Genomic DNA, 24,695 nt, shown 5'->3' on the forward strand with positions numbered 1-24,695 from the left:
GCACGACCTGCGTTGGGTCTTAGCGTGACGCGATTATGTCAAGTCTCAGGCAAGCCTACCATGGCAGTGTTTAAATTTCTTTCCTGATCCGCAGGGGCATTGATCGTTCCGCCCTGGGTTGCCCCAGGTGTCCGGATCATTTTCGTCAAAGCCTTCCACCGCATCGGCGGTCGCGGCAACGGCAGCACCAGCGGCTGCTGCGGGTGCCGCCGCCTGCATGGCTGCGGCCTGCTGTTCACGCATTTGCGCAATCAGCGCTGATTGCTCTTCGGCGGACATGGGCCGGATTTGTCCAAGCTTTTGCGACACATCGGCGCGCAACCCATCCAGAAGCCGTTCAAATAACTGAAAACCTTCGGTTTTATATTCGTTCAGCGGATCACGTTGCGCATAACCGCGGAACCCGACAACAGATCGCAGATGTTCCAGCGTCAGCAGATGCTCGCGCCACTTTGCGTCAATAGTCTGCAACAAAATCTGCTTTTCGATATTGCGCATCGTATCTGCGCCGAACGCTTCGGCCTTTTCGGCCATGAACGTGTCAGATGCCTCTTCCAGCCTTTCGCGGATCACGTCATCATCGACGCCTTCCTCTTCGGCCCAGGCCATCACCGGCACATCCATCCCGATATCGCGAATCACCGCCGCATAGAGACCTTCGGTATCCCATTGATCGGCATAGCTTTTGGGCGGCATGAACTCGGCGACCAGATCGTCAATCACCTGATGGCGCATGTCCTGCGCGATCTCTGACAGGTCCTCTGTTTCCATGATTTCGCGCCGCTGCGAGAAGATGACCTTACGCTGGTCATTCATCACGTCGTCAAACTTCAACAACTGCTTGCGGATGTCGAAATTCCGCGCCTCGACCTTGGCCTGCGCCCGCTCTAGCGACTTGTTCACCCAAGGGTGTTCGATCGCCTCGCCTTCCTTCATGCCCAGCCCGGACAAGACCTTGTCCAGACGTTCCGACCCAAAGATGCGCATCAAATCGTCTTCCAGCGACAGGAAGAATGATGACCGGCCCGGGTCACCCTGCCGGCCGGAACGACCCCGCAACTGGTTGTCGATACGACGGCTTTCGTGGCGTTCGGTTGCCAGAACAAACAGGCCACCGGCTGTCTTGACCTTTTCCTTTTCCTCGGCAACTTCGGCCTCGATCCGGGCGCGCAGCGCCTCGGGGTCCGCATCGGGATCGGCAGTCATGGCCTGCAGCACACGCATTTCCACGTTGCCGCCAAGCTGAATGTCAGTCCCGCGACCGGCCATATTGGTGGCAATCGTGACGGCACCCAATTTGCCCGCATCGGCAATGATCTGGGCCTCTTGTTCGTGCTGGCGCGCGTTCAGGACATTAAAGGTCAGCCCCGCCTCGCGCAGCAAAGACGCCAGATATTCGGATTTCTCAATCGACGTGGTGCCAACCAATGTTGGTTGCCCCTTTTCATGCGCAGCCTTGATTTCGGCAACAACCCCGTCGAACTTTTCCTTCGCGGTGCGATAGACCTGATCGTTCTCGTCAATACGGGCAACGGGCCGGTTGGTCGGAACCTCGACAACACCAAGGCCGTAGATTTCCTGAAATTCGTCCGCTTCGGTGGCCGCGGTGCCTGTCATCCCGGCCAGTTTTTCATAAAGCCGGAAGTAGTTCTGGAACGTGACCGAGGCCAGCGTCACATTCTCGGGCTTGATCGAGACATTTTCCTTTGCCTCGATTGCCTGATGCAAGCCTTCGGACAGCCGGCGGCCTGTCATCATGCGGCCGGTGAATTCATCAATTAGCACGACCTCGTCATCTCTGACGATGTAGTCCTTGTCCTTGGTAAACAGCTTATGGGCACGCAGCGCCTGATTGACATGGTGGACCAGCGTGGCGCTTTCCGGGTCGTAAAGGGTCTGGCCTTCGGGCAGCAGCCCGGTGGACAGAAGCTGTTGCTCCAGAAAGTCGTTGCCCTCGTCGGTAAAGGTCACCTGACGGGTCTTTTCGTCCAGGGTAAAGTGGTCGTCAGCGATCTGCGGGACGACGCCATCAATCGTGGCGTACATCTCGCTGCGGTCCTGGGCTGGGCCGGAAATAATCAACGGCGTCCGGGCTTCGTCGATCAGGATACTGTCGACCTCATCCACAATCGCAAAATTGTGTGGCCGTTGATACATCTGGCTCAACTCTGACTTCATGTTGTCGCGCAGATAGTCGAAACCCAGCTCGTTATTGGTGGCATAGGTCACGTCGGCGGCGTAGGCCTCTTTCTTTTCATCATCCGGCTGCTGCGGGTAGATCACGCCGGTTTTCAACCCCAGCGCGCCGTAGACCTTGCTCATCCATTCGGCGTCGCGCTTGGCCAGATAATCGTTGACCGTCACGATATGAACGCCCTTGCCCGTCAGCGCGTTCAGGTACGCGGGGAAGGTCGCGACAAGCGTTTTGCCTTCACCTGTTTTCATCTCGGCGATATTGCCCTGATGCAGGAAAATGCCACCCATCAGCTGTGTATCAAAAGCCCGCAACCCCAGGGCGCGCTTTGCGGCCTCGCGGCAATTGGCAAAGGCTTCGGGCAGAATGTCGTCAAGGCTTTCGCCGCCCATGGCACGCTGGGCCAACGCCTCGGTCTTGTCCTTGATGCCTTCGTCGGACAAACTCTCGAACTCGGGCTCTAGCGCATTAATCTTGTCGATCAGCGGACGAACGGATTTGACCTTGCGGTCATTGGCGCTGCCAAAGACCTTTTTTGCAATCGTTCCGATACCCAGCATGTTTTCTCCGGTGGCGCATATTGCGCCTGTCTGACATCTATTTGAGAGGAGGTCGCTTGTCGGCCCCGCGCGGGCCACATACAAAGGGCCAAAGACCTGCCCCCTCGAGGCATCCATGGGATGTAAGGGGCGGGATATGCCGTGTCAACGCCACGCATCTGCGTGGGCAATCAAGGGATCGTTTAATGCTGAAACATGTCACATTTCTGAGCGCCATCGCTCTTTCCACCACGCTGAATGCGGGGGCCATTGCCCAAGAGGTGGACGCGAATACGGTGATCGCGAAAGTTGGTGATACCGAGATCACGCTGGGCGAGGTGATTGTCGCCCGCCAGCAACTGCCGCAGCAATATAGTCAGTTCCCGAATTCGGTCCTGTTTGATGGTGTCGTGGACCAGCTGATCCAGCAGCAACTGCTTGCGGATGCGTTGGAAAACACCCCGCTTGGTATTGATGTGACGCTTAAGAACGAGCGGCGCGCCCTGATGGCCGGTGAGGTGATCACCGACATCTCGGCCGAGGCCGTCACAGAAGAGGCCGTGCAAGCCGCCTATGACGCCCGTTTCGCTGACGTCGAAGAGGTCAACCAGTTCAACGCCTCCCATCTGCTGGTCGAGACCGAAGAAGAAGCCATCGCCGCCAAGGCCCGCATTGACGAAGGGGCTGCCTTTGCTGATGTGGCCCGTGACGTATCAACCGGGCCAACGGGCCCGAATGGCGGCAATCTGGGCTGGTTCGGCACCGGTGCGATGGTGCAAGAATTTGAAGCGGCTATCACCGCATTGGAGGTCGGCGGGGTCTCTGACCCGTTTGAGACCCAGTTCGGTTGGCATGTTGCAACGCTGAATGAAGTCCGGGTCGAACCGCAACCGACACTTGATAATATCCGCAGCGAAATCGCCGGCGAGCTGCAAGAGGCTGCCGTCACCGCAAAACTGGAAGAACTGGCTGCGTCAACGACCGTCACCAAACCAGAGGAAGGTGACTTTGATCCCGATATCATCGGCCAGATTGAGCTGTTGGAATGACAAAACTGGCGGTTTCGCCGCTTGCGCCGGATCGCTTTCCCGATCTGCCGGTCATTGAAGGCGTCGCATTTGCGACCGTCGCGGCGGGCATCAAATACAGCGGTCGTGATGACGTCATGCTTGCCCGGCTTGCACCGGGCAGCAGTGTTGCGGGCGTCTTCACCCGCTCGGCCACCCGATCCGCAAATGTACTGGATTGTCAGGCGAAACTCGTCAACAGCCACACGGATGGGGCGGCGATTGTCGTCAACTCGGGCAATTCGAACGCGTTTACCGGCAAACATGGCGATGGCAGCGTCGCGGCGATCTGCGCCGCCACCGCCGACGCGTTGGGCATGCCACCGGGCAGCGTCTTTACAGCCTCGACCGGGGTTATCGGCCAGCGCCTGCCACATGATCGCATCACCTCAAAGCTGAATGATCTGGTAAACGGATTGTCCCCCAACGGGATCGCCGCGGCAGCCAGTGCGATCAAGACGACAGATACCTTTCCCAAGGGCGCAAGCACACAGCTGGATATTGGCGGCAAGCCCGTCAGGATCGCTGGCATTGCCAAAGGGTCCGGTATGATCGCCCCCGATATGGCGACGATGCTGGTTTATATTTTCACGGATGCGCAGATTGGGCAGACGGATCTGCAAGGGTTGATATCCAACCTGAACGACCAGACATTCAATTGCATCACCGTTGATAGCGACACATCGACGTCAGACAGTCTGATGGTGGCGGCAACCGGCACCTCGGGCGTGGATGTTACCGGGAATGCAGATTTTGCGGACGCCCTGCACAGGGTGATGCTTGATCTTGCCCACCAGGTTGTCCGGGATGGCGAGGGCGCCACCAAATTTGTGACCGTCCGGGTGACAGGTGCAACAGATGATGCCGATGCACGGAAAGTCGCCATGGCGACGGCAAATTCCCCCTTGGTCAAAACCGCAATAGCAGGTGAAGACCCCAACTGGGGACGGATCGTCATGGCCGTTGGAAAGTCTGGCGCGCGCGCTGACCGTGATACATTGTCGATCAGATTTGGCGATATTCTTGTGGCTGAAAACGGATGGGTGTCTGAAACCTATACCGAGGCCGACGGGGCGGCCTATATGAAACAGCAGGCGCTTGATATCCTCATTGACCTTGGGCTGGGCAATGGCGAAAGCACAGTGTGGACCTGTGATCTGACCCATCAATATATCACCATCAATGCGGATTATCGGTCTTGAAGGTCGTTCTGGTTTCGGCCGTCGCCCTGATTGACCCCGATGGCCGGGTTTTGCTGGCACAGCGCCCGGCGGGCAAATCCATGGCCGGTCTGTGGGAGTTTCCGGGCGGCAAAGTCGAAGCCGGCGAAACACCAGAGGCTGCGTTGATCCGCGAATTGCAAGAAGAGCTTGGGATCGACACCTGGGCGTCCTGTCTGGCCCCGCTCACATTCGCAAGTCATTCCTACGATGATTTCCATTTGCTGATGCCGCTTTTTGCATGCCGCAAATGGGATGGCGTCCCGCAGTCGCGTGAAGGTCAGGCATTGAAATGGGTAAAGCCGGCGGAGCTGCGTGACTACCCGATGCCCGCAGCAGACATTCCGCTGATCCCGATCCTGCGCGATTGGCTCTGATTATTTTTCCGGATTTTTTTGGAACTCTTTCTGGCGGCGGCCGTTAGTTCATCGAAGCAACGCGCAAGTGGCGCTTGCTAAGAAAGAAAGGTAGTACGATGAAAAATATCATGAAAACCACCGCAATTGTTGCCGCACTTGGTATGGGCTCAGCCGCAGTCGCCGAAGCAAATTTTGGCCTGCAGGCAACCGTCGAAGATGACAGCACAATCACGCTGGATCTGGTCCGTACTTCGGAAAGCGGCATTCTGGCCATCTATGACTACAGCAAGGGCGAGTTTGGCGACCTGATCGGTACAGCCAGCCTTGACGCTGGTGTGAACACGGACGTCAAAGTATCGCTTGACCCCAATGGCGCACAAGACGTGGCCGCTGTGATCTACGAAGGTGAATTGACAACACCGTCAGAAGCATCGAACTGGATTGAGCTGGAAGTCAGCGAAGACAGCTAAGCGATATTCGCGAATGAAGAAGGGGCAGCCGCTGGCTGCCCCTTCTTTGTGTTTACAATTCCCGCTCGACTTCTTCGCGTTCGAAAATTTCGATCACGTCATCGGGGCGAATATCCTCGTAATTCTCAAATGCCATGCCGCACTCCTGGCCGGACTGCACCTCGGGCACCTCGTCCTTGAAGCGCTTGAGCGTTTTCAGCGTTCCTTCATGGATCACCACGTTGTCACGCAGCAAACGAACACCGGCCGAACGACGCGCCACGCCTTCGGTCACCAGACAACCGGCAACCTTGCCGACATTCGAGACCTTGAAGACCTCTTTGATGTTCGCATAACCGATGAAGTTTTCGCGAATCTCGGCAGATAGCAGACCAGAGGCCGCTTTCTTCACGTCATCCACCAGATCGTAGATCACCGAATAATAGCGAATTTCGACGCCCTTCTGGTTGGCGGTATTCCGGGCCGTCGCATTGGCGCGGACGTTAAAGCCAAAGACAGGCGCGCCGGAGGCTTCGGCAAGGCCGATATCGGTTTCCGTGATCGCACCAACACCGGAATGCAAGACGCGGACCCGCACCTCGTCATTGCCGATTTTCTCCATCGCCTGGATAATCGCCTCGGCAGAACCTTGCACGTCGGCTTTGACCACAATTGGCAGTTCGCTGACATTCTCGTCGGCCTTGGCATTGGCCATCAGCTGTTCCAGCGTCGTTGCAGCACCAGCGGCAGCGCGCTTTTCCTTGGCCGCCTTCTCGCGGTATTCGGCGATTTCGCGGGCCTGCGCATCAGTGTCAACAACGTTCAGAACGTCGCCGGCCTCGGGTGTTCCGTTCAGGCCAAGCACCTCGACGGGCACGGCGGGGCCGGCCTCTTTCACGCGCTCGCCCTTGTCGTTGATCAGCGCACGGACCTTACCGTATTGCTCGCCGACGACAAAGATATCACCCTGACGCAGCGTCCCTGTCTGCACCAGAACGGTGGCAACGGGGCCGCGACCAACGTCAAGCTGTGCCTCGATCACGGCGCCTTCGGCGGCACGATCGGGGTTTGCCTTGAGTTCCAGAATTTCCGCCTGCAGCGCGATGGCTTCCAACAGGTTATCGAGGCCCTGACCGGTGATTGCGGACACTTCAACATCCTGCACGTCACCAGACATTTTCTCGACAATGACCTCATGCTGAAGCAGGTCGGTCCGCACTTTGTCGGGGTTCGCTTCGGGCTTGTCGATTTTGTTGATCGCCACAATCATCGGCACGTCGGCGGCCTTGGCGTGGTTGATGGCCTCGATTGTCTGCGGCATGACCGCGTCATCGGCAGCTACAACAAGCACCACGATATCGGTCACCTGCGCCCCGCGGGACCGCATGGACGTAAACGCCGCGTGGCCCGGTGTGTCGAGGAACGACAGCACAGCGCCGCTATCGGTCTTGACCTGATAGGCCCCGATATGCTGCGTGATCCCACCTGCTTCGCCCGCCACAACCTTGGCGTTCCGGATCGCATCCAGAAGCGAGGTTTTCCCGTGGTCGACATGGCCCATGATCGTCACAATCGGTGGGCGCGGCTTAAGGTCTTCTTCCTTGTCCTCGACGGCGGCGATGACATCTTCAACATCCGCATCCGAGACACGCACAACCGTGTGGCCGAATTCTTCGATAATCAGTTCGGCAGTATCGGCATCAATCGTCTGGTTCTGTGTGGCCATGATCCCGTTGGTCATCAGGGCCTTCACAACGTCAGCGACGCGTTCGGTCATGCGGTTCGCCAGTTCAGAGACCGTGATCGCCTCGGGCAAGGCCACTTCGCGGAACACCTTTTCACGCTCGGCGGATACACCCATGGCCTTGGCCCTGGCGCGGTCCTGCTTGCGCTTCATTGCCGCCATAGACCGCTGCCGGCCGCCTTCGCGACCTGCCATTGCATCATTCAATGTCAGCTTGCCGGACCGGCGGCCTTCGTCGCCGCGACCAGGCTTGGACTTGTTCTGCTTGTCACGGCTGTCGGCATTGCGATCAGCCTTGCGCGGGGCCGCAGTCGGGCGGGAGACAGCCGCCTCACCAGGAACGGCCGCTGCCGCCGGTGGGGCATCTGCCGCCGCCTTCTTGCGGGCTTCCTCGGCGCGCTTGCGCTCTTCCTCTTCGGCCTTGGCCTTGGCGCGTTCCTCGCGCTCGCGGTCTTCGGCTTCTTTGGCCTCAACTTCGGCACGGCGCGCCTCACGCTCGGCGGCGCGGGCCTTTTCCTCGGCTTCGCGTTTGGCCGCTTCTTCGGCTTCGCGGGCCTTGGCCATCGCCAATGCCTTCATCCGGCGTTCCAGCTCGGCATCCGAGATACCGGCAGGCCGTTTTGATGGATCACCGCCGCTGACCGGGGCCGCCCCGCCAGCGGGCTTGGCCGTACCTGGCTTTGGCACCACGACACGCTTGCGTTTGGTCTCCACCACGACGTTCTTGGTCCGCCCATGGCTAAAGCTTTGCTTCACGTTGCTTGGACGCGAACCACCGAGACCGAGTGTCTTTTTACCGTCGTTATCGCTCATCTAGCTTCTTTATCCTTCCCGGAGGCCGCATCGCCACCGTCATTTTCGCGTAATCCGCGCAGCTTTGTGGCTTCCTCTACAACACGATTGCTGAGTCCACCAGTGGCAAGCGCGCCATGTATCACAGTTTGCCGCCCAAATGCCAAACCCAATTCGGTTGACGTCAGGCACCCGAAATAACGGGCGCCTTCGGGCGTCCAGAGTTTTGCTTTGCCCCGTTCAGACCCATCATTGGCCTGCAACAGAACACGGACACGCTCACCACCGGCAAGCCAGCCCTTGACCTTCTCAAATCCACAGACCGCACGCCCCGATTTCCGGGTCAGTGCGATCAGATCGACGGTGCGGCGCGCCAACTGACGCTCGACCTCTTCAACAAGGCCATCCGGCACCGTCACCGGCTGCTTGGCAGAGCGCGAGAATTGGCCCTTCTTGGCCGCTTCCAGCGTTTTGCGATCTGCCGTCACATACATGCCGCGCCCGGGCAGTTTGCCCAGAATATCCGGCACAATCTGGTTGTCCGGCCCGACAACAAAACGGATCAGCCCAGCCTTCGGCTGCACCTCACCTGTGACGATGCATTTGCGTTCCGCATCGCCGCGTTCCTTGTTATGGCCGCCCCGCGCCATCTGTTGCGAACCCGAAGGCCTGAAATCAGGCCTCCGCCTCCTCTTCGGCGTCGGTTTCTTCTGCGTCGGCTTCCAGATCAGCCGGATCAACCCAGCCAAGCATCACCCGGGCCGTCATGACCATATTCTGCGCTTCCTCAAGCGAGACATCAAATGGTTCCAGAACACCGTCATCTTTGCTGCGCTCGCCATCAACAGTGGTCCAGCCACCGGCCAGCTCCCAGTCGGCGCAGGTTGCGAAATCTTCCAGCGTCTTGACGCCATCATTGCCCAATGCTTCCAGCATTTGGGGTGTCAGACCCTCAAAATCAATAAGGCTCTGCTCGACCCCGGCCGCGATGGCGGCTTCCATGGCTTTCTTGGCCTGCGCATCAAGATAATCGCGGGCGCGGGCCTGCAATTCACCGGCGGTGCCTTCGTCGACACCTTCAATGACCAGCAGTTCCTCGATTTCGACGTAGGCAACTTCCTCGAGGCTGGTAAATCCTTCGGAGACGATCAACTGCGCAAAGAACTCGTCCAGATCCAATGTTTCCATGAACATTTTGGTGCGCAGCTCGAATTCGGCCTGACGACGCTTGGATTCTTCTTCCTCGGTCATGATGTCGATGTCGAGGCCGGTCAATTGCGACGCAAGGCGCACGTTCTGGCCGCGGCGACCGATGGCAAGGCTCAGTTGCTCTTCAGGGACCACAACTTCGATTTTGCCGGCTTCTTCGTCCAGAACAACCTTGCTGACCTCGGCGGGCTGCAATGCGTTCACAAGGAAGGTCGGCATGTCTTCATTCCATGGAATGATGTCGATCTTTTCGCCCTGCAATTCGTTCACAACCGCCTGCACGCGGGACCCGCGCATACCGACGCAGGCACCGACAGGGTCGATGGAGTTGTCATAGCTGATCACGGCAATCTTGGCGCGCGAACCCGGGTCGCGGGCGACGGCCTTGATGTCGATCACGCCTTCGTAGATTTCAGGCACTTCCATCTTGAACAGTTCGGCCATGAATTCCGGCGCCGTGCGGGACAGGAAAATCTGCGGGCCACGCTGCTCACGGCGGACTTCCTTGATGTAGCAGCGGATACGGTCATTCGGGCGATACGCCTCGCGCCCGATCTTTTCGTTGCGGCGCAGCACGGCCTCGCCAGCGCCCACATCAACGATGACATTGCCGTATTCTTCACGCTTGACCAGCGCGTTGATGATCGTGCCTGCCTTGTCCTTGAATTCTTCGTATTGCTTGTCACGCTCGGCTTCGCGGACCTTTTGCAAGATCACCTGCTTGGCAGATTGGGCGGCGATCCGGCCCAGTTCAACAGGCGGAACCTCTTCGATCAGCTGTTGGCCGACCTCGGGGTTTTCCATGTATTGCTTGGCCTGTTCGACGGTGAACTCGGCCTGATAATTCTCAAGCTCTTCATCCTCGACCACGGTGCGGACGCGGGTGAATGTTGCCTTGCCGGTCTTGCGGTCAATCGCGACGCGAATGTCCATTTCGGCGCCGTAGCGAGACTTGGCAGCCCGTGCGAGCGATTCTTCCATCGCCTCGACCACCAGATTGGGGTCGATCATCTTTTCGCGGGCCACGGCCTCTGCCGTTTGCAAAAGCTCTAGCTGGTTGGCAGACGTAATCGCCATCAGGTGTTCTCCTCACCATCTATGATAGTTTCAATCTCATCAAATTGGGCCTCGTCGATCTGGCCCGCATCCTTGCGCCCGCGCAAAACGTCGCGGATCAATTCATCTGTCAGAACCAGCTTGGCATCCGACAACCATTCAAATTTCAGACCAACGGTGCCTTCGGCGATGTTGATCAGTATCTCGTCACCTTCGGTGCCGGCCAGTTCCCCTTTGAACCTGCGACGGCCGTCGATCAATTGCTCGGTCTCGACCTTCGCTTCAAACCCGGCCCATTGATCAAAATCCTTCATCCGGGTCAGCGGGCGATCAATCCCGGGGCTGGAGACCTCAAGGTTATAGACATCCAGAATCGGGTCTTCGACATCCAATACCGCACCCAATGCGGTGGAAATCTGCCCGCATTCGTCCACCTCGATCTGACCGTCGGGGCGTTGCACCATGATCTGCAGAATGGTTTCCTTGCCCGACATCATCCGGACGCGCACAACCTCAAACCCCATATCCTCGACAACGGGGGTCACAATCTCTGCAATCCGGCGATCTATCGCCGCTTTCGCGATCAAGTCATTCATCAGCATCATCCGCCATTGCGGCACAAAAAAACGGGCGCGCGGCCCGTTGATATTTCCCGGTGGAGCCGTGGGGGTGGAAGCCAAGGCGCCGCTGTTGAGGATGATATACGCCGAGTTCTGCGAGTCTGCAAGGGGCACCGGAACCATATCCCGGCTTTGACCCGCGCACCGGCGCGGACCATCCCGCAAGCTATTGGTTTGGCTGCTTATAAGCACCAGCTACGGGCATCGCATCAATGCCCCCGCCATGACGATGCGTCGTTCAATCCGGCGGCGCATCGACCGCAATGTTGTCAATCAACCGTACCCCGGCCAGCCATGCGGCTGCGAATAGTCGTGCGCCGGGTTTGGTTTGATCCAATAGCGACAAATCCCCCCCGTCGCGCAATTCCAGATAGTCGATCTCGGTGAAGCCCGCATTCAGAATGCCAGTGCGTGCGTCATCCACGATATCAGACATCGCGGCGCCATCCAAAAGCTGATCACGCAGATCGTTCATGACTTGCGCAAGCATTGGCGCCTTGATCCGCGACCGATCCGACAGCAACAGATTGCGCGACGACATCGCGAGACCGTCCTCTTCGCGGATCGTGGGACAGCCCACAACCTCAACCCCCAAATCCAGATCTGCCGCCATGCGCCGCACGATTTGCAGCTGTTGGTAGTCCTTCTCTCCGAAAAACGCGAAATCCGCTGCTGTCTGGGTGAAAAGCTTGGATACCACCGTTGCGACCCCGTCAAAATGCCCCGGACGGGCCTCGCCGCAGAGCATGTCTGTCAGGCCACCAACCGACACGGTCGTCGCAAACCCGTCAGGGTAAATCTGATCCGGGTCCGGCACGTAAATCAGGTCAACCCCGATGCTTTCCAGCTTGCGTGCGTCTTCCTGCTCTGTCCTTGGGTAGTTCTTGAGGTCGTCGGGATCATTGAATTGCTTAGGGTTCACAAAAATAGTCACGATCACCCGATCACATGCAGCCCGCGCCGCACGGGCGAGCGACAGATGACCCTGATGCAATGCCCCCATGGTCGGCACAACGCCAATCGTCTCGCCCGCCTTGCGCCAGCCACCGGTGAGCACCCGCAGCCCCGCCAGTTGCCGCTCAATCGGGGCGATCACTGTGGCAGCTCATCAGCAAAGATATGTGCCGCTGCCGGGAAGGTCCGCGCGCGCACCTCGGCGGCATAGGCCGCAATGGCCGCTTCGCCATCATCACCCAGCTGCGCATAGCGTTTCACGAACTTCGCCTTGAAGGCTGTGAACAGCCCAAGCATGTCGTCAACCACCAGGATCTGCCCGTCGCAGCCGGGACTGGCGCCAATGCCGATGGTGGGGATGGGGATCATCGCTGTCACCTCATCCGCCAGCGTGGCCGGGATCTTTTCCAGGACCACAGCAAATGCGCCCGCGTCGCTGACCGCCTGCGCATCTGCAACCAGCGCCGCACGGGCATCACCCCGCCCCTGCACCTTGTAGCCGCCAAGCGTGTTCACCGATTGCGGGGTCAGACCAATATGGGCCATCACCGGAATGCCCCGCGCCACCAAGAAAGCAATGGTGTCCGCCATATCCACACCGCCTTCCAGCTTGACGGCGCCTGCCCCGGTTTCGGCCATCAGGCGGGCGGCATTGCGAAAGGCCTGTGCCGGATTTTCCTCATATGATCCAAAGGGCATATCAATGACCATCATCGCCTGCCGCAAGCCCCGTGCGACGGCCTGACCATGCATGATCATCATCTCCATCGTGACACCCAGGGTTGAGGGCAGCCCATGCAGAACCATCCCCACACTGTCGCCGACCAACACAAAATCGCAATGCGCATCCATCATCTGGGCCATTGGGGTCGTGTAGGCGGTCAGGCTGACAAGGGGCGTCCCCCCTTTGGCCGCACGAATGTCATCGGGCAGCGGTGCGCGTTTTTTGGCTGTTGCACTCATGGCGTCTCCTTTTGTGAAATGGGGGATAACGGCCTTGGCAGGGCCTTTCCAGTGCCAAGGGCTTGATTTGGCAATAGACAGTGTGAAGACTGATCATAACCATGAGGGGGAAGATCATGACAAAATTTGCACCAACCGGGCTGGCAGCAGCCTTGGCCTTTTGCGCCACAACCGGGCTTGCACAGGACAGCATAACCGTCGCCATTCAGCTGGAGCCACCAAATCTTGACCCCACAGGCGGGGCGGCACAGGCGATTGACTCTGTTCTTTATGCGAACGTGTTCGAGGGGCTGACCCGGTTTGATGCAGAGGGGGCGATTATCCGCGGGCTCGCGCAAAGCTGGGACATCTCGGATGACGGGCTTGTCTACACTTTCAACCTAGCGGCTGGGGTGACTTTTCACGATGGCACCACCATGGACGCAGAGGACGTGAAATTCAGCCTTGATCGCGCCCGGGCCGAGAACAGTATCAATGCCCAAAAGGGGCTGTTTGCGGGGATCACCGACGTCACCGTGGTTGAGCCCCTGATTGTGCAAGTGACCCTTGACCAGCCAAACGGGAATTTCTTGTTCAACATGGCTTGGGGGGATGCGGTTATTGTCGCCCCCGAAAGTATCGAGGATATCGCAAGCAATCCTGTTGGCACCGGTCCATTTACCTTTACGGATTGGGTGCAGGGCGACCGTCTGGAGCTGACCCGCAACCCGGATTACTGGGGGCCTGCGCCCGCGCTGGAAAGTGCCACTTTCCGCTTTATCGCTGACCCCACAGCGGCGTTCGCGGCCGTGATGGCCGAAGATGTTGATGCCTTCATAGGCTTCCCCGCACCCGAGAACCTGCCGCAATTCGAGGCGGATCCGCGGTTTCAGGTCCTTGTCGGGAATACCGAAGGCGAGACGATCCTGTCGACCAACAACAAAATGCCCCCCTTTGATGATGTGCTGGTCCGGCAGGCGGTTGCCCATGCAATTGACCGGCAGGCCATCATTGATGGCGCCATGTTCGGGCTGGGCACGCCCATTGGAACCCATTTTGCACCGCACAACCCCGACTACGTCGATCTATTGGCAAACTCCCCCCATGACCCCGACAAGGCCCGCGCACTCTTGGCCGAGGCGGGCTTTCCGGACGGCTTCACCACAACGTTGAAACTGCCGCCCCCATCCTATGCGCGACGCGGGGGTGAAATCATCGCGGCGCAATTGCGGGCGGTCGGCATTGAAACCGAAATCACCAATCTGGAATGGTCGCAATGGATCGAAGAGGTCTTTACCAACAAGGATTTCGGCCTGTCTATCGTCAGCCACACAGAGCCGATGGATATCGGGATTTACGCCAATCCTGACTACTACTTCCAATACGACAATCCGGATTTTCAGGCATTGATGACCGAACTGAATGCGACGACCGACCCCGCCGGCCGCAGTGATATTCTGGCCAAGGCCCAAACGATCATTTCCGAAGACTACGTCAACGGCTACCTGTTCGAATTGGCGGTGGCCACTGTGGCCAAGGCCGGTATTCGGGGGCTTTGGCTGAACCAACCGACAGCTGCGGTTGATCTGACCGGCGTCAGCTGGGCTGAGTAAGTGGCAAATGCCAATAAACAAGCGCGTGCCCTGATCGAAGGGCGCGCGGTGCGGTCTATCGACAATATGCAGGGCTACAAAGACCGGATGCTTTTGGCCCGCCGGGCCATCGACAAGGCCCATGATGTGGGCGCCCCGCTGATTTTCATTCAGGACGTCCACCGCCCCGATCTGGTTGATTTTGGTCCCGAGCTTAACCGGGTGCGCGCAATGGATCGTACCATGCAACGGGCTGCCGAATAGTTGATGCAGATCCGTCCAGAGACAGCCAGTGACACAAGGACTATCCGGGAACTGACCGAAGTTGCCTTTGCCCCCATGCCCTATGGCGACGGGACAGAGGGCGCGTGCATTGATCGGTTGCGCATTGACGGTGACCTGACGCTGTCGCTGGTCGCGGACGAGGCCGGGGAGATCATCGGCCATGTCGCCTTTTCCCCCGCCCAGATCAGCAAAGCGACCGGCGATTGGTATGGGCTGGGGCCGATATCCGTGCGGGCGGATCGACAAAAGCAGGGTATCGGCACCATGCTTGCGCAGGCAGGGCTGAAACAGCTCAAAACACGCGGGGCTGCGGGCTGCGTTCTGATCGGCAGACCCGCAGTCTATGGCCCTATGGGGTTTGTCTCGGACGGGAACCTGACGCATGGCAAGCTCGACACCGCCCTTGTGCAATATATCGGTCTGAATGGGACACCCCCCAAGGGCGAGGTTACCTTTGCCCCAGCCCTGCAAGAGACAAGCCCGTGATCCGCTATACGCTTGGCCGTCTCACATCGCTGGTGATCAGCCTGTTTGTCGCATCCATCGTGATTTTTGCGGTGATCGAGGTGATCCCGGGCGACCCTGCAGCCTTCATGCTGGGTGTGAATGCGCGCCCCGACACATTGGCGGCATTGCGGGCCGAGATGGGGCTGGATCAGCCATTGGTGCTGCGCTACCTCGACTGGGTGACCGGCTTGCTGCGCGGGGATTTCGGCCAATCCTGGACCTACAAGACCCCGGTCGCCGAACTGATCGCGGATCGGATATGGGTCTCGCTTCCGCTGGCGATCTACGCGCTGATCCTATCAACGTTGTTGGCTTTTCCTGCGGGGATATTTGCGGCCAGTCGCCGTGGCAGTGCAGGTGATGTGACCATCATGGGGGCCACCCAACTGGGGGTAGCGATCCCGAATTTCTGGTTTGCGATGATCCTTGTGCTGATCTTTGCCATCAATCTGCGCTGGTTCAGTGCGGGCGGGTTTCCGGGCTGGGACAACCCGTTGCTGGCCCTGCAATCACTGACATTGCCTGCGATTGCGCTGGCCTTGCCGCAAGCCGCAATATTGGCGCGCGTCATGCGCTCGTCCCTGCTGGACATGCTGGGCGAGGACTTTATCCGCACCGCCCGCGCCAAGGGGCTTACCGCCCGGCAGGCGCTTTGGCGGCATGCGGTGCGGAACGCGCTGATCCCGGTGCTGACCATCATCGGGCTGCAGTTTTCCTTCCTGCTTGCAGGCGGGATCATCATTGAGCAGGTGTTCTTTCTGCCCGGGCTGGGCCGGTTGATTTTCCAGTCGATCAGCGCGCGTGACCTGATAGTGGTGGAAAGCGTCGTGATGCTGTTGGTCTTTACCGTGATCATCGTCAACTTTGCCGTTGATCTGGCCTATGCTGCCGTCGACCCAAGATTGCGGCGCAAGGCATGAGCCGGGGTCTGATCATCGGCATGGTCCTGTCGGTCGTCTTCGTGGGGCTGGCAGCGCTGTCATTCGTCTGGACACCCTATGACATCGAAACGCTCGACATCCCGAACAAGTTGAAGGCCGCGGGCGGGTCCAATCTGCTGGGGACAGATCATTTCGGGCGGGACATTCTGTCGATGATCATGATGGGCGCGCGGACCTCGATTGCTGTCGCCCTGCTGGCTGTGGGCATTGGCATGGCACTGGGGGTTCCGCTGGGTCTGCTGGCAGCAGCACGGCGGGGGTCGTTGCTGGACGAGCTGATCATGCGCGGCAATGATCTTGTTTTTGCATTCCCATCGCTGGTGATTGCGATTCTGATTACGGCTGTTTTTGGGGCGTCTGCGGTCAATGCGATTATTGCCATCGGCATTTTCAATATTCCGGTCTTTGCGCGCCTGACACGCGGTGCCGCTTTGCCCTTGTGGGAACGTGACTTTGTCCTCGCCGCCCGGGTTTGTGGGAAATCCGCGACACGCATATCCGTGGAACATATCCTGCCCAATATCACCAACCTGATGATCGTGCAGGGAACGATCCAGTTCTCACTCGGCATTCTTGCCGAGGCCGCCCTGTCCTATATCGGTCTGGGCGCACAACCACCGACGGCCAGTTGGGGGCGGATGTTGGCGGATGCGCAAACCCTGGTCAGTATTGCGCCGCATACCGCACTGGTGCCGGGCTTTGCTATCCTGCTGATGGTGCTGGGCCTGAACCTGTTGGGGGACGGGCTGCGCGACTGGCTGGATCCGCGCATCCGGGTGGCCCGCACATGAGCCTGCTGCATATCAAGGATCTGTCGCTATCAATCGCCGACACGCCAATCCTGCACGGGATCGCGCTTGACATGCAGCGCGGCGAAATCGTCGCAATCACCGGCGAAAGCGGCTCGGGCAAGTCGATGACCGCGCTGTCGGTTATGGGGCTGTTGCCGCGCGGAGCTGTCGCACGTGGGCAGATCAGCCTTGACGGCACGGATATCCTGACAACACCCGAGGCCGCGCTGTGCCAAATGCGCGGCAACGCAATGGGAATGGTGTTTCAGGAACCCATGACCGCGCTGAACCCGGTCAAGACCATCGGGGCGCAGGTGGCCGAAACAATCCTGATCCATGAAAAGACCACCAGGGCGGTTGCGCACCAGCGCGCAGCCGACATGCTGATCCGGGTCGGGTTGAATGTGTCCCCCTCGCGCTATCCGCATGAATTATCGGGGGGGCAACGCCAGCGGGTTGTCATCGCCATGGCCATCGCCCTGCGCCCCAAACTGTTGATCGCGGATGAACCGACCACGGCGCTTGACGTCACAACGCAGGCCCGCATTCTTGATCTGCTGCGTGATCTGGTCCGCGAGTTCGATATGGGGCTCTTGCTGATCACCCATGATCTGGCGGTGGTCGCTGATATCGCGGATCATATTGTCGTCATGCAGCACGGCCGCGTCGTGGAAACAGCCCCGACAGGGCAGCTGTTGCACAACATGACCCATCCCTACACCAAGGCGCTTTTCGCGGCATCGACACATGCGGTCAGCCTGCCGGATCATCCGCCAAAGGCGCCGCTTTTGTCTGTTACGGGCGTCACGCGCGATTATGGGCTGCCGCGCGCCCGGGTTCTTGGCCCACGGCCGACCTTCCGGGCGTTGAACAAGGTCAGTTTTGACATCGGACAAAGCGAACGTGTCGGGCTGGTGGGCGAAAGCGGGTGCGGAAAATCGACCCTGACCCGCGCCATTCTGGGGCTGGAGCCGGTTCAGGGCGGGCAGATCACCCTATCCGGTCAGCCCGTCTTTGCCGGGCGCAAACCCAATCTGGCCGTTCGCCGCAAGATGCAGGTTGTTTTCCAGGACCCCTATAGCAGCTTCAATCCGCGCCATAAGGTTGACCGTTTGATCACCGAACCTTTCCATCTGCTGGAAACCCCGCCCACCAAGGCAGACCGGCGCAACAGAATTGCCAAGGCACTGTCCGATGTCGGATTGTCCGAAAGTGATGCGGATAAATATATCCACGAGTTTTCCGGCGGACAGCGGCAGCGTATCGCGATTGCCCGCGCCCTGATCGTGGAACCGGAACTGATCATCTTTGACGAGGCCGTATCGGCCCTCGATGTCTCCGTGCGGGCGCAGGTTCTGGACCTGATTGCAGCCCTTTGTCACAAGCGGCCGCTGGCATATCTCTTTATCAGCCACGATCTGTCGGTTGTGCGCAGCATCACCGACCGTGTTATGGTCATGAAATCGGGCGAGATTGTCGAACAGGGCGACACAGAGACGATCTTTGCCAATCCAGTGCATGACTACACGAAAAGCCTGATCAACGCCGCCCCCCAACTTCCGGATATCGCGCATGCCACTGTCCCCGTTTAACATCCCCCCGGGCCATCACTTGATTGACGGCGCCTGGGTGCCGGCAGAGGCGCGTTTACAGGTCAGCGATCCATCCACCGGGGCGCCGATGACCACGATTGCCCGTGGCACGGCATCTGACATTGATGCCGCCGTTAGTGCAGCCCAGCGCGCCGGGGCCGGCAGTTGGGGCGCGATGACGGCCCTCGACCGGGGTCGCATCCTGACCCGGATCGGACAGGCCGTGCAGACCCATATCGACACCCTCGCCCGGATCGAGGCGATGGACGTCGGCAAACCCTTGTCCCAGGCGCGCGCCGATGCCTTGGCCCTTGCCCGCTACATGGAGTTTTACGGCGGTGCCGCCGACAAGATCACGGGCGAGACGATCCCGTATCTCGACGGCTACACCGTCTACACGCTGCGCGAACCACATGGGGTGACGGGGCATATCATCCCCTGGAACTACCCGATGCAGATTATCGGGCGTTCCATCGGGGCGGCCCTGGCCATGGGCAATGCCTGCGTATTGAAGCCGGCGGAAGAGGCCTGCCTGACCGCGCTGGCCTTTGGTGCCATCGCAACCGAAGCCGGTTTGCCCGACGGCGCCCTGAACATCGTGACAGGGCTGGGGGCAGAGGCCGGTGCCGCATTGGCCGCCCATAGGGGCATTCAGCATATGTCCTTCACCGGGTCGGTGACCACTGGCGGCCTTATTCAGGCAGCGGCTGCGGCAAATGTTGTGCCGGTCACGCTGGAACTTGGGGGGAAATCCCCGCAATTGGTTTTCGATGATGCCGATCTTGACCGGGCGCTGCCCTTTTTGATCAATGCGGGCATTCAGAATGCCGGGCAGACCTGCTCGGCGTCCAGCCGCATTCTTGTGCAGCGCGGGGTGTACGACACGGTGCGCGATCAAATGGCGGCGGCTTACGGGGCGTTGAAGGTTGGCCCAGCCCTGGATGATCTGAATGTGGGGCCACTGATCTCGGCCCGGCAGAAAGACATCGTGACAAGCTATATTGCAAAAGGTCAGGACCTGACTGTCGCAGGACAGGGGCAGATCGTGACCGACGCCAAGGGTCACTATGTGCAACCAACCCTGTTTGCCGATGTTCCCGCTAATCACATTCTGGCCCGCGAGGAAATTTTTGGCCCGGTCCAGGTGATCATCCCCTTTGTGGACGAGGCGGACGCACTGCGGATCGCCAACAGCACCGATTACGGGCTGGTCGCATCGGTCTGGACAGCGGATGGCGGGCGGCAGATGCGGTTGGCAAAAGCGTTGAAATCGGGTCAGGTCTTTATCAACAATTACGGGGCCGGGGGCGGCGTCGAACTGCCCTTTGGCGGAGTCGGCAAATCAGGGCATGGTCGTGAAAAGGGCTTTGAAGCGCTTTACGGGTTTTCATCGTTAAAGACGGTCGCAGCATGGCATGGGTGACATATGAGACTTGAAGGGAAAACGGCAATTGTGACCGGGGCAGGCTCGGGCTTTGGGGCGGGGATTGCGCGCAAATTCGCTACCGAAGGCGCGATGGTGATCGTCGCAGACATCAATCATGACGCGGCAGTCGCAGTTGCGGGCGAGATCGGCGGCACAGCTTTGGCCTGTGATGTCAGCGATGGTGATAGCGTCGCAGCGCTGAAGGCGGCGATGCTTGAAAAGTTCAGTCATCTGGACATCCTGGTCAATAATGCAGGCGTCACCCATTTACCCACCGCACTGGAAGACGTCAGCGAGGCGGATTTCGACCGGGTCTGCGCGGTGAATATGAAATCGGTTTACCTGATGGCGCGGGCTTTTGTACCGCATTTCAAAACCCGCAAGGCAGGGGTTATTCTGAATGTTGCATCAACGGCGGGTATCTCGCCGCGCCCGCGGCTGAACTGGTATAACGCCTCAAAGGGCTGGATGATCACCGCAACCAAGACAATGGCCGTGGAACTGGCGCCAACAGGTATCCGGGTCAACGCACTGAACCCCGTCGCCGGCGAAACACCGCTGCTGAAATCCTTCATGGGTGAGGATACGCCGGAAATCCGCGAAAAATTCCTGGCGACCATTCCGTTGGGCCGGTTTTCAACACCCGAGGACTTGGGAAATGCCGCCTGCTTCCTGTGTTCGGACGAGGCCAGTATGATTACAGGCGTTGCAATGGAGGTTGACGGTGGACGCTGTATCTAAACCCGGACCAAGAAACCTGATCACCGATGTGGCCCGGCTGAAAGTCGGCAACGCGCAGGATGACGTGCTGAAATCCGGCAGCACCGTGCTCACCGCAGATCAGCCATTCACCGCCAGTGTCCATGTCATGGGTGGCGCGCCGGGTACACGTGAAACCGATTTGCTGGCGCCCGACCGCACTGTGACCCAGGTCGATGCGCTGGTATTGTCGGGCGGGTCCGGTTTTGGGCTGGATGCAGGGTCCGGCGTGGCGGATACGCTGCGTGATATGGGGCGCGGATATGCTATCGGCGACATCCACGTGCCGATTGTGCCGGGTGCGATTGTCTTTGATCTGATCAATGGGGGCGACAAGGCCTGGGTGGATAACCCTTATCGGGCGCTGGGCCGGCAGGCCTTGCTGAATGCATCTGCGGATTTTGACATCGGGTCGGTCGGGGGTGGCACAGGCGCGCTGGCAGCCATGCAAAAGGGCGGGCTTGGTTCAGCCTCGCTGGTCTTGCCGAACGGAACCACGGTTGGGGCCTTGGTTGTGATCAATCCATTGGGCAGCGTGACGACGCCGGGGGACCGGCATTTCTGGGCCGCACCATTCGAGGTTGATGCAGAGTTTGGTGCCGCCGGGCCGGATCCGGGAACCGGCTATGTCTCGCCCGAGGCCAGCCGCAAGGAACAGGCCATGATGCTGCAGGCCACCGACGGGGCAAATACGACAATTGCAATTGTTGCGACGGATGCATCGCTGACCAAGACCCAGTGCCACAGGCTGGCGGTGACCGCCCATGACGGGATCGCCCGGGCCATTGTGCCTGCACATACACCGCATGATGGTGATCTGGTCTTTGGGGTTGCCACCGGATCAGAGACGGGCGTGGACCGGTTCGCGATGCGTGATATCGGCGCCGCCGCCGCCATCTGCCTTAGCAGGGCCATCGCGCGGGGGGTCTATGCGGCCACACCGGCGCCGGGCGACATCATTCCGACCTACCAGATGATGAACGAAGGCTGAGTGATTGAGCTAGGGTGAGGACCCTAAAGGGCCAGTTCACCCAATAGCCGATCCGCGCTCATCTCAGCCTTGTCGGCGCGGGTTTTGACCGCCCCGCGGGTCATCACCGCAAAACGATCTGCCAGCCCATAGGCAAAGTCGAAATTCTGTTCGACCAGCACAATTGCCATATCGCCCTGACTGCGCAAAAGACTGATCGTATGTCCGATCTGCTGGATGATGTTTGGCTGAATGCCCTCGGTCGGTTCATCCAATAGCAGGACTTTGGGACGCGTGATCAGCGCGCGGGCAATCGCCAGTTGCTGTTGCTGGCCACCGGACAGGTCCCCGCCGCGCCGTCCTTCCATGTCCTTCAGGACCGGGAAAAGCGTAAACACCTGATCGGGGATGTGATGTGCGTCCTTGGGCAGGCATGCAAAGGCCGTTTCCATATTCTCGCGCACGCTCATCATCGCAAAAATCTCGCGGCCCTGCGGCACATAGGCGACCCCGGCACGGGCAGCGGCATGGGCTGTCGGATGGGTCAACAGCGTGCCATCGACGGTCAATGACCCGCCGGAATAGGGATGCCTGCCCGATATGGCCTTGAGTAGGCTGGTCTTTCCCACCCCGTTGGTGCCCATCACGGCGGTGACTTCCCCCACCTGGGCGGACAGGTCGATCCCGTGCAGGATCTGGCTTTGGCCGTAATGCAGGGTCAGGTTCTCGACATTCAGCATCAGCCACGCCCCAGATAAACGTCAATCACGGTCTGATCGGCGGTCACATGATCCAATGAGCCCTCGGCCAGAACCGATCCTTCATGCAAAACGGTGACTTTGCAATCCAGACGGCGGACGAATTCCATGTCGTGTTCGACCACGACCACCGCGCGGGTTTCGGCGGCCCGCTTGAGCAGATCTGTTGTATGCTCGCGCTCTTGTGTGGTCATGCCGGCCGCAGGTTCATCCACCAATAGCAGCCGGGGGTCCTGCGCCAGCAACATGCCGATTTCGAGCCATTGTTTCTGACCATGGCTGAGCTCGCCCGCGGGCCGCATGAGTTCATCGGTCAATCCGACCTCTACTGCGATTTCCTCGATGCGTTGTCCGCCTTCCTTGGTCTTTTTGTAGAACAGGACTGCAAAAGGGCCGCGCGGATTGCGCAGGGCCATGGCAAGGTTTTCCCGAACGGTCTGTGCCTCGAACACGGTGGGTTTCTGGAATTTGCGCCCGATCCCCTCTCTGGCGATCTGGCTTTCCGACATGCCCAAAAGCGAGATATTCTTGTCCCCCCAGATCACCTGACCTTCATCCGGCTTTGTCTTGCCTGTGATAATGTCCATAAAGGTTGTCTTGCCGGCCCCATTGGGGCCGATGACAGCCCGCAATTCAGGCTCTCCGATCTGGATCGACAGGTTGTTGATGGCCCGAAACCCGTCAAACGTCACCGAGACGCCCGAAACCTCTAGCAGCGTGCTCATGACGGTTTCCTCACCAGATAGTCAAACAACCCGCCAATACCCTTGGGAAAGAACAGGGTCACAGCAACAAATGAGACCCCCAAAAGGACCAGCCACCAATCGGTCCACTGGATGGTGTAAAAGCCAAGGTCGATTGCAGGGGCCCCACCACCGGTGAACCAGCTCGACAAGAGCGAGACAAACGCCGCACCGATGACCGCGCCGTAAAGACGCCCGCGCCCCCCAATGGCAACCCAGACCGCCAGATAGATGGACGCAATCGGCGCAATCTCGGCCGGGTTGATGATGCCGGCCTGCGGGTAGTAAAGCGCCCCTGCGATGGCAGAAACGATCGCCGTCAGCGTGAAGACGAACAACTTGTAGCTTTCCACATTATAGCCGAGGAAACGTACCCGCGCCTCGTCATCGCGGATCGCCTTGATCACGCTGCCCATCTTGCCCGAGACAACCCAGGCAAACAGGATATATCCCAAGGCCAATGCAAGTGCGGATGCGTAAAAGAATGCCAGTGAAATTGTCGATTGCGGCGTGGTTTCAAAGCCGGGGATGTTTTGCAGCCCCGACAGCCCGTTATTGCCGCGCAACCCGCTATCGTTCTGAAACAGGTAAAGCGCCAGCGCCAGCGTCATGGCCTGGGTCAGGATCGACAGATAGACGCCCGTCACCCGGCTGCGGAAGGCCAGCCAGCCAAAGACAAGCGCCAGCAGGCCTGGCGCAAGGACAACCATCAACAGTTGCAGGAACAGGCTGTCCGAAAACGCCCAGAGCATGGGGAATTCAGAAGACCCCACGACCCCGAAAATCTGATTGCCGATGGCGTCGGTGATTTCCTGCGGCGTGGGCGGGATGGTTTGTGTGGCAAGGCTGTCGATGACGATCCCTTCGGTACGCGCGTACATCAGCCACATCCCGATCGCGTAGCCCCCGATACCGAAGAACGCGAAATGCCCAAGCGACAGGATGCCGCAATATCCCCATACTATATCCATCGCGATGGCGATCAGGCACAGGCAGAGCGTCTTGCCCAGCGTTTTGACAAAGGATGTGGAGAGTGTCCCGATCCCGGCCTCTGACAGGATAGTGACCCCGATGGTAAAGAGGCTGAGCGCCAGCAGGAACCACAGCACGGATGGATTGCGGGTGATGAATGATCTATGCATTTGCGCCGCCTTCGGCGTCGCGGTGGCAAGGGGGCGTTGCCCCC

The 24,695-nt window shown here is 59.3% G+C and carries 23 protein-coding genes; 13 read left to right on the plus strand and 10 right to left on the minus strand.

Annotated features, from left to right (window positions below; translation table 11 throughout):
* Nucleotides 1-45 precede the first annotated feature (45 nt).
* Nucleotides 46-2,754: a preprotein translocase subunit SecA gene (gene secA, locus AABB31_RS12820; protein ID WP_373634832.1), complete on the minus strand. Its 2,709-nt coding sequence runs from the start codon at nt 2,752-2,754 to the stop codon at nt 46-48.
* A 185-nt stretch (nt 2,755-2,939) separates the two neighbouring features.
* Here secA and AABB31_RS12825 point away from each other — a divergent pair, with 185 nt between their 5' ends.
* The 4 genes from AABB31_RS12825 (at nt 2,940) to AABB31_RS12840 (ending at nt 5,849) form a co-directional block, all read left to right on the plus strand.
* Complete coding sequence (locus AABB31_RS12825; protein ID WP_342077756.1) at nt 2,940-3,782, plus strand: peptidylprolyl isomerase; 843 nt, start codon at nt 2,940-2,942, stop codon at nt 3,780-3,782.
* The gene (gene argJ, locus AABB31_RS12830; protein ID WP_342077755.1) at nt 3,779-5,002 is read left to right on the plus strand and encodes a bifunctional glutamate N-acetyltransferase/amino-acid acetyltransferase ArgJ; all 1,224 of its coding nucleotides are present in this window, start codon (nt 3,779-3,781) and stop codon (nt 5,000-5,002) included. Before AABB31_RS12825 ends, argJ begins: the two co-directional genes overlap by 4 nt.
* Entirely contained in the window at nt 4,999-5,397 is a 399-nt protein-coding gene (gene mutT / locus AABB31_RS12835; protein WP_342077754.1) for an 8-oxo-dGTP diphosphatase MutT, read from the plus strand. The genes argJ and mutT overlap by 4 nt, the downstream gene beginning before the upstream one ends.
* 110 nt (nt 5,398-5,507) lie before the next feature.
* Entirely contained in the window at nt 5,508-5,849 is a 342-nt protein-coding gene (locus AABB31_RS12840; RefSeq protein WP_373634833.1) for a hypothetical protein, read from the plus strand.
* 52 nt (nt 5,850-5,901) lie between these two features.
* On the opposite strand, the gene infB is transcribed toward AABB31_RS12840, so the two are convergent.
* From infB to panB, 6 genes are all read right to left on the minus strand, one after another.
* Entirely contained in the window at nt 5,902-8,385 is a 2,484-nt protein-coding gene (gene infB / locus AABB31_RS12845; protein ID WP_342077752.1) for a translation initiation factor IF-2, read from the minus strand.
* Nucleotides 8,382-9,014, minus strand: coding sequence for an RNA-binding protein (locus AABB31_RS12850; RefSeq protein ID WP_342077751.1), 633 nt, complete (start codon nt 9,012-9,014; stop codon nt 8,382-8,384). The genes infB and AABB31_RS12850 overlap by 4 nt, the downstream gene beginning before the upstream one ends.
* Nucleotides 9,015-9,039: 25 nt before the next feature.
* Complete coding sequence (gene nusA, locus AABB31_RS12855) at nt 9,040-10,650, minus strand: transcription termination factor NusA (RefSeq protein ID WP_342077750.1); 1,611 nt, start codon at nt 10,648-10,650, stop codon at nt 9,040-9,042.
* Nucleotides 10,650-11,225 (minus strand): ribosome maturation factor RimP, encoded by a 576-nt coding sequence (gene rimP, locus AABB31_RS12860; RefSeq protein WP_342077749.1) that lies wholly within the window; start codon nt 11,223-11,225, stop codon nt 10,650-10,652. The genes nusA and rimP overlap by 1 nt, the downstream gene beginning before the upstream one ends.
* Nucleotides 11,226-11,487: 262 nt before the next feature.
* Nucleotides 11,488-12,345, minus strand: a complete 858-nt coding sequence (panC, locus tag AABB31_RS12865; RefSeq protein ID WP_373634834.1) for a pantoate--beta-alanine ligase — start codon at nt 12,343-12,345, stop codon at nt 11,488-11,490.
* Nucleotides 12,342-13,166, minus strand: coding sequence for a 3-methyl-2-oxobutanoate hydroxymethyltransferase (panB, locus tag AABB31_RS12870; protein ID WP_342077748.1), 825 nt, complete (start codon nt 13,164-13,166; stop codon nt 12,342-12,344). The genes panC and panB overlap by 4 nt, the downstream gene beginning before the upstream one ends.
* Nucleotides 13,167-13,282: 116 nt before the next feature.
* Here panB and AABB31_RS12875 point away from each other — a divergent pair, with 116 nt between their 5' ends.
* The 9 genes from AABB31_RS12875 to AABB31_RS12915 are packed head-to-tail and all read left to right on the plus strand — an operon-like array spanning nt 13,283 to nt 22,029.
* On the plus strand, nt 13,283-14,758 hold the full coding sequence (locus AABB31_RS12875; RefSeq protein WP_373634835.1) for an ABC transporter substrate-binding protein: 1,476 nt from the start codon (nt 13,283-13,285) through the stop codon (nt 14,756-14,758).
* Nucleotides 14,759-15,001: a hypothetical protein gene (locus AABB31_RS12880; protein WP_342077747.1), complete on the plus strand. Its 243-nt coding sequence runs from the start codon at nt 14,759-14,761 to the stop codon at nt 14,999-15,001.
* 3 nt (nt 15,002-15,004) lie between these two features.
* Nucleotides 15,005-15,508 carry an N-acetyltransferase gene (locus AABB31_RS12885; protein WP_342077746.1) on the plus strand — a complete coding sequence of 168 codons (504 nt, stop codon included), beginning with the start codon at nt 15,005-15,007 and terminating at the stop codon, nt 15,506-15,508.
* Nucleotides 15,505-16,449, plus strand: coding sequence for an ABC transporter permease (locus tag AABB31_RS12890; protein WP_342077745.1), 945 nt, complete (start codon nt 15,505-15,507; stop codon nt 16,447-16,449). The genes AABB31_RS12885 and AABB31_RS12890 overlap by 4 nt, the downstream gene beginning before the upstream one ends.
* Nucleotides 16,446-17,261 (plus strand): ABC transporter permease, encoded by an 816-nt coding sequence (locus AABB31_RS12895; RefSeq protein ID WP_342077744.1) that lies wholly within the window; start codon nt 16,446-16,448, stop codon nt 17,259-17,261. Before AABB31_RS12890 ends, AABB31_RS12895 begins: the two co-directional genes overlap by 4 nt.
* The gene (locus AABB31_RS12900; RefSeq protein ID WP_373634836.1) at nt 17,258-18,853 is read left to right on the plus strand and encodes an ABC transporter ATP-binding protein; all 1,596 of its coding nucleotides are present in this window, start codon (nt 17,258-17,260) and stop codon (nt 18,851-18,853) included. The genes AABB31_RS12895 and AABB31_RS12900 overlap by 4 nt, the downstream gene beginning before the upstream one ends.
* Nucleotides 18,834-20,276, plus strand: coding sequence for an aldehyde dehydrogenase family protein (locus tag AABB31_RS12905; RefSeq protein ID WP_373634837.1), 1,443 nt, complete (start codon nt 18,834-18,836; stop codon nt 20,274-20,276). Before AABB31_RS12900 ends, AABB31_RS12905 begins: the two co-directional genes overlap by 20 nt.
* Nucleotides 20,277-20,279: 3 nt before the next feature.
* Nucleotides 20,280-21,020 (plus strand): SDR family oxidoreductase, encoded by a 741-nt coding sequence (locus AABB31_RS12910; RefSeq protein ID WP_342077743.1) that lies wholly within the window; start codon nt 20,280-20,282, stop codon nt 21,018-21,020.
* A complete protein-coding gene (locus AABB31_RS12915; RefSeq protein ID WP_373634839.1) occupies nt 21,004-22,029 on the plus strand; it encodes a P1 family peptidase in 1,026 nt (341 codons plus the stop codon). The genes AABB31_RS12910 and AABB31_RS12915 overlap by 17 nt, the downstream gene beginning before the upstream one ends.
* Nucleotides 22,030-22,052: 23 nt before the next feature.
* Here the strand turns inward: AABB31_RS12915 and urtE are convergent, their stop codons facing one another.
* From urtE to urtC, 3 genes are read right to left on the minus strand one after another with little or no spacing between them, the layout of a single operon-like run.
* Nucleotides 22,053-22,748: an urea ABC transporter ATP-binding subunit UrtE gene (urtE, locus tag AABB31_RS12920; protein ID WP_342077742.1), complete on the minus strand. Its 696-nt coding sequence runs from the start codon at nt 22,746-22,748 to the stop codon at nt 22,053-22,055.
* The gene (gene urtD, locus AABB31_RS12925) at nt 22,748-23,491 is read right to left on the minus strand and encodes an urea ABC transporter ATP-binding protein UrtD (protein ID WP_342077741.1); all 744 of its coding nucleotides are present in this window, start codon (nt 23,489-23,491) and stop codon (nt 22,748-22,750) included. Before urtD ends, urtE begins: the two co-directional genes overlap by 1 nt.
* Nucleotides 23,488-24,651, minus strand: a complete 1,164-nt coding sequence (gene urtC / locus AABB31_RS12930) for an urea ABC transporter permease subunit UrtC (RefSeq protein WP_342077740.1) — start codon at nt 24,649-24,651, stop codon at nt 23,488-23,490. The genes urtD and urtC overlap by 4 nt, the downstream gene beginning before the upstream one ends.
* Between the last annotated feature and the right edge of the window lie 44 nt (nt 24,652-24,695).

The organism is Yoonia sp. SS1-5 (assembly GCF_038443705.2).
Classification (GTDB): Bacteria; Pseudomonadota; Alphaproteobacteria; order Rhodobacterales; family Rhodobacteraceae; genus Yoonia; species Yoonia rhodophyticola.

Excerpts from the sequence above, each read along its gene's own strand:
- AABB31_RS12850 (WP_342077751.1), bottom strand. The coding sequence starts at position 9,014 with ATGGCGCGGGGCGGCCATAACAAGGAACGCGGCGATGCGGAACGCAAA.
- urtC (WP_342077740.1), bottom strand. The coding sequence starts at position 24,651 with ATGCATAGATCATTCATCACCCGCAATCCATCCGTGCTGTGGTTCCTG.
- panB (WP_342077748.1), bottom strand. The coding sequence starts at position 13,166 with ATGAGTGCAACAGCCAAAAAACGCGCACCGCTGCCCGATGACATTCGT.
- rimP (WP_342077749.1), bottom strand. The coding sequence starts at position 11,225 with ATGAATGACTTGATCGCGAAAGCGGCGATAGATCGCCGGATTGCAGAG.
- AABB31_RS12905 (WP_373634837.1), top strand. The coding sequence starts at position 18,834 with ATGCCACTGTCCCCGTTTAACATCCCCCCGGGCCATCACTTGATTGAC.
- urtE (WP_342077742.1), bottom strand. The coding sequence starts at position 22,748 with ATGCTGAATGTCGAGAACCTGACCCTGCATTACGGCCAAAGCCAGATC.
- urtD (WP_342077741.1), bottom strand. The coding sequence starts at position 23,491 with ATGAGCACGCTGCTAGAGGTTTCGGGCGTCTCGGTGACGTTTGACGGG.
- argJ (WP_342077755.1), top strand. The coding sequence starts at position 3,779 with ATGACAAAACTGGCGGTTTCGCCGCTTGCGCCGGATCGCTTTCCCGAT.
- infB (WP_342077752.1), bottom strand. The coding sequence starts at position 8,385 with ATGAGCGATAACGACGGTAAAAAGACACTCGGTCTCGGTGGTTCGCGT.
- AABB31_RS12875 (WP_373634835.1), top strand. The coding sequence starts at position 13,283 with ATGACAAAATTTGCACCAACCGGGCTGGCAGCAGCCTTGGCCTTTTGC.
- secA (WP_373634832.1), bottom strand. The coding sequence starts at position 2,754 with ATGCTGGGTATCGGAACGATTGCAAAAAAGGTCTTTGGCAGCGCCAAT.
- AABB31_RS12840 (WP_373634833.1), top strand. The coding sequence starts at position 5,508 with ATGAAAACCACCGCAATTGTTGCCGCACTTGGTATGGGCTCAGCCGCA.
- AABB31_RS12900 (WP_373634836.1), top strand. The coding sequence starts at position 17,258 with ATGAGCCTGCTGCATATCAAGGATCTGTCGCTATCAATCGCCGACACG.
- AABB31_RS12895 (WP_342077744.1), top strand. The coding sequence starts at position 16,446 with ATGAGCCGGGGTCTGATCATCGGCATGGTCCTGTCGGTCGTCTTCGTG.
- AABB31_RS12885 (WP_342077746.1), top strand. The coding sequence starts at position 15,005 with ATGCAGATCCGTCCAGAGACAGCCAGTGACACAAGGACTATCCGGGAA.
- AABB31_RS12825 (WP_342077756.1), top strand. The coding sequence starts at position 2,940 with ATGCTGAAACATGTCACATTTCTGAGCGCCATCGCTCTTTCCACCACG.
- AABB31_RS12910 (WP_342077743.1), top strand. The coding sequence starts at position 20,280 with ATGAGACTTGAAGGGAAAACGGCAATTGTGACCGGGGCAGGCTCGGGC.
- nusA (WP_342077750.1), bottom strand. The coding sequence starts at position 10,650 with ATGGCGATTACGTCTGCCAACCAGCTAGAGCTTTTGCAAACGGCAGAG.